Genomic DNA, 4055 nt, shown 5'->3' with positions numbered 1-4055 from the left:
GGCGGCGCCCATGCTCAGCCCGGCCGGCACCGGTGTCGGCTCCGGTCGAACCTGAACAGGAGACCTGCCGAAAAGCCTGCAAGCCAACCGATTTCGTGTTCGCCCAGACGATGACGACTACGGCGTGGGGAGCGACAGTTCGCCTTTCATAACAACATACCGTCCAGACTGGGAAAATGTTCTTGGCCCCGTGGTTGACTTCGCGCTGACCACCCCCGAGATCGATGACAGCAAGATCGTCCACTTCGGCTACAGCCTCGGTGGCTATCTGGTAGCGCGCTACGCTGCGCACGATCATCGGTCGGCGGCCATTGTCTGCAACGACGGCATGACCACCTTCTATGCCTCCTACCCGCCGATTCCCAAGGCAACGCTGGACTTGATCGAGCAGAACCGGGATGACGAAGCGCTCCCGCTGCTGGACGAGATGGCCAGGAATGACACGAATGCCCGCTGGGGTCTGCAAAATGGCGTCTGGGTTTATGGTGTCAACTCCGCGGCCGACTACATTCGCAAAACCGCTGACTACACCCTCAGCGCCGAGCAGATTCGCAGCATCCGAACACCTGTCCTCATTCTGGAAGGCGAGGAGGACAAGGTGTTCCAGGGGCAGGCAGCCGCTTTAGCGCAGCAACTGCAGGCACCACACCAACACGTCGTGCTGCGCAGCGCCGACGGCGCAGGCGCGCATTGCCACGAAGGTGCGATGTATCAGCTTCATCAGACCGTCTTCAACTTCCTCGCATCCACCTTGGCGTGATGGGCGAGCGCAAAATCCTGGCGTGCCACGAGCGGCGCCAAAAACCCATCCATTAAAGACACGGCCGCCAATGAATTCCCCCACCACCGAGACCTCAGCACAAAGCCAGCAGCCCGGCGCTGTCGCGCATGCTCAGCGCGACATCATCAACCCGGCCACCGGCGCTATAGTCGGCCTGCTGTCCGGCGGACCGCCAGTTCGGCGAGCACTGCGCCAGCTGCTCATCGGCTACGGCGCCGCCACTATCACCTACCTGGTGGGCCTGCTGTTCGGCACCGGCCTCGGCTAGCGGCTGGCTATGATCGCCCGTGAGTTAGCTTGTTGCCGCTTGCATCCCACGGCGCCAAGGTGGTGGCCGCGTTCCTCGCAGTTGCGGAAAGGCTGCATCTTTGAGATCAGGTGCAGCAGGAACAGCAGCGACCCGTCCGACACACCCCGACGCCGTGCTACGGCAATGGCTGCGCCTGTGGGCCAAAGAGCATCAACAACACTCGTGTCCGCAGTAGGGTCCAGAGCGACATATCGAGCCTAACCCCGCCTGGGTTGCTGGCGCGATGCTCGGAGGAGTGTGGCTTGTGAGTGGTTGGATCGTGAGCAACGTCCCGGCGTGGGTGATATTGCTCGGACTCATCGTCCTCGTTGCAGGCGGAGCAGTTCTTGTCCAGATGTATGTCCGGCATCGGTTCCCCCGGCTCAAGGGCGACGAGCACAACGATGCAACAAAGTTCGCCTTCGGCGTCGTCGGATTCGTGTTCGCGTTCTTCACCGGTTTCGTCGTCTCCGCGATGTGGGGTCAGATCAACAGTGCGGACGCCAAGTCACGGACCGAGGGCGCGGACGCAGTGCAGATGGCCAGGGACCTCACCGTGTTCGACAAGGCCGACAGCGACCGGATCCGGCAGAGTCTCCTGGAGTACGAACGTGCGGCCGTCGTCGAGTGGCCTATCGCCGCGAGTGGCCATTCCTTCTCTGAGGCCGATAACGCTTTGGCGCGCCTTTACACCGCATACGAGCAAGTCCAGCCCCGCAACGATACCCAAAAGACTTTCCTCGCTACCTCTTTCACCAACCTCGACAAGATCAGTCAGGCACGCACAGAACGGGTAGTCCAAGCCCGCACCGACGTCGGCCCACCCTGGTCGTTGTGGGCGGTCATCTTCCTCACCAGCGGGCTGCTCCTTGGCTGCGCGATCATTTACGGCGTCGAGAAACCCGCCATGCACTACCCGATGGTCGCGACCCTCGGCGTGCTGGTAGCCGCCAACCTGTTCCTCGTCTTGGAACTTTCGCACCCGTTCATCGGCGAAGTTGCGACGTCCCCGGAACCGCTGCGCGAGGTCATCCAGGTCCTGTCGCCACCCCCGGCGTAGTCGCCGTGCCTGTACGGGTAAGCCAAGTCTAAAGAATTCGCTCGGACACGACATCTCGTAGTCGAGCTGAAAAAGCCTGATATACGGCTTGGACGTTCCGATCAGGTCGAGGAGCAATAACGCAGACATCGGCGGAGTTACTTCCGCCCGTTCTTACTGGTCAAATCCCTATTTCGACTCGGCTGCACCCTCTTTGGCTCGCCCGGCATCTTCGGGGTGCCACCATCCCTCTGATCATGCTCAGCTGCGTGTTTCCAGCTCGCGCGCATCAGCCATGCGGCAGGTTGTCGGGCGAATATTCGCCCGTTTTCAGACAGAGCCGACTCGACCCTATCCAATGGCACTACAGCGTTTCATGCATGCCTGCCTGGTATTTGGCACGCCGTGCGGCGAGTGCGTTGTCGTTGTCCCACCCCTAACCCCCTGTCAGGATTGAACTGTTATCGCCGGTCCAGGCCAGGGGCCTAAACCCGCTGTGAGCTGCGAGAACGCCATAACGTAGATCGACAGAGACCTACAGAAATGTGCCCATGTTGTGCCCACGGTGTGCCCACGGCCAGCGCCGGGGAGCAAATCTCTAGACCCGCTCCCGCGCCGCGTACTCCGTGATCTGCCGCGCCATATCCGCCTCTACGTCGGCGGCCAACTGCCAGTCGCCGTCATCGTTGCGCCGGTAGGTACACCACCGGTAGAAATCCAGACTGCTCATACTCGCCCCGTTGCCGTCCAGATAGCGCGGACTGCCGGGCGGGTCCTCGCCGACGTGGGTGAACGGCAACACGTGCGGGTCCTCGTCGCCGGTGGCGTCGAACTCGGCTTCGGCCCCGTCGATGTCCCAGTCGTCCTCGTCGTTGTCGTCGGGTTCGCGGGCCGGGTCACCGACCACGGCCAGAATCCGATACACCTGCGACCGGGACAGGCCCAGATCCTCACCGATCTCGGGCACCGACCACCCGGCGGCGCGCAACTGCCGGATGTACTCGCCCCGGTCATCGTCGGCGCTGGTCATGCCCCCAGTCTGACACCAGCTAACCCGCCGACGCGACACCCATGCGACACCATGCGACACCAACGCACCGGGGAAGTCCCAGCTCAGAGGGGGTATTTGCCGGGAGGACCCACGAAAAGCGTTGCAACGCCGTCGCTTCGCCAAATCAAGACTCCCTGTCTCGTCGCTCATCGCCGCTGGCGACTTTGCTTAACGCCGCGCGCCCATGAGCCGCCGCTGCATTGAAACGAATCTCGACCCGCTCCGCGCGGCTTACACTTCCGCAATGTTCTCGGAGACGCGCTATGCGCTGAACGGGGACTTGCGCGTCGCCTATCGCACGTCACGTGAAGGTCCTCGCGATATCGTGTTCGTCCCGAACTGGTTCACGTGCTGCGAGCATCTTCCGGAGCTACCGTCCCTTCAAGGGTGGGTCGAGGCGATGACATCGCTCGGGCGGCTCATCTTTTTTGACCAGCCGGGCACGGGAGCGTCCGATCCCGTCACGCCGGGCGCGCTGCCGACCTTGGAGCAATGGGCCGATAGCATCACCGCCGTGCTGGATGACCTCGGGAGTCGCGAAGCGGTCCTCTTCGCGATTGACGGCGCGTTCGCGACAGCGGCGCTGTTCGCGGCAACGCATCCGTCGCGCACGTCGGCGCTGATAGTCGCCGAAGGCTACGCGGATGCGGAGACCGAACGCGCTGGGGGGCTCACGCCCGAGGAATGGGCCGAAACCATGGTCACGTTGTGGGGGACCGGGGAATTGCAGCACGTCCTCAACCCGGACATGCCGTGGAACGAGGAGATTCGGGCAACATGGGCTCGGATGGAGCGGATGGCGGCGAGCCCAGGGACACTTGCTCTCATGCATCCGATTGCGGCCCGGTTGAACGTGCGCACGGTGCTTCCGACAATCCGCGTGCCCACCCTCGTG

5 protein-coding genes are annotated in these 4055 nt (G+C 62.9%); 4 read left to right on the top strand and 1 reads right to left on the bottom strand.

The genetic code is table 11. The annotated features are described in order from the left end of the window. Positions 1-124: 124 nt before the first annotated feature. The 3 genes from ACLP4W_RS13235 to ACLP4W_RS13225 all read left to right on the top strand — a co-directional run bounded on the left by ACLP4W_RS13235 (position 125) and on the right by ACLP4W_RS13225 (position 2130). Positions 125-760, top strand: a complete 636-nt coding sequence (locus tag ACLP4W_RS13235) for an alpha/beta fold hydrolase (protein WP_442386571.1) — start codon at positions 125-127, stop codon at positions 758-760. 70 nt (positions 761-830) lie between these two features. Then, positions 831-1049 carry a hypothetical protein gene (locus ACLP4W_RS13230; protein WP_442386570.1) on the top strand — a complete coding sequence of 73 codons (219 nt, stop codon included), beginning with the start codon at positions 831-833 and terminating at the stop codon, positions 1047-1049. 265 nt (positions 1050-1314) lie between these two features. Continuing rightward, a complete protein-coding gene (locus tag ACLP4W_RS13225; RefSeq protein ID WP_442386569.1) occupies positions 1315-2130 on the top strand; it encodes a bestrophin-like domain in 816 nt (271 codons plus the stop codon). A 577-nt stretch (positions 2131-2707) separates the two neighbouring features. Here ACLP4W_RS13225 and ACLP4W_RS13220 read toward each other — a convergent pair. Then, positions 2708-3139 (bottom strand): helix-turn-helix domain-containing protein, encoded by a 432-nt coding sequence (locus ACLP4W_RS13220; protein ID WP_442386568.1) that lies wholly within the window; start codon positions 3137-3139, stop codon positions 2708-2710. 265 nt (positions 3140-3404) lie between these two features. On the opposite strand from ACLP4W_RS13220, the gene ACLP4W_RS13215 reads away from it, so the two are divergent. Beyond that, positions 3405-4055 (top strand): alpha/beta fold hydrolase (locus tag ACLP4W_RS13215; protein WP_442386567.1); only part of this gene is annotated, 651 nt, incomplete at its 3' end.

Origin of the sequence: Mycobacterium sp. (assembly GCF_052145595.1) — a bacterium.
In the GTDB taxonomy this organism is placed as follows: Bacteria; Actinomycetota; Actinomycetes; order Mycobacteriales; family Mycobacteriaceae; genus Mycobacterium.
This window is presented reverse-complemented; position numbering and strand designations above follow the sequence as displayed.

Coding starts and splice junctions, on each gene's coding strand:
- ACLP4W_RS13220 (WP_442386568.1), bottom strand. CDS start 3,139: ATGACCAGCGCCGACGATGACCGGGGCGAGTACATCCGGCAGTTGCGC.
- ACLP4W_RS13225 (WP_442386569.1), top strand. CDS start 1,315: ATGCTCGGAGGAGTGTGGCTTGTGAGTGGTTGGATCGTGAGCAACGTC.
- ACLP4W_RS13230 (WP_442386570.1), top strand. CDS start 831: ATGAATTCCCCCACCACCGAGACCTCAGCACAAAGCCAGCAGCCCGGC.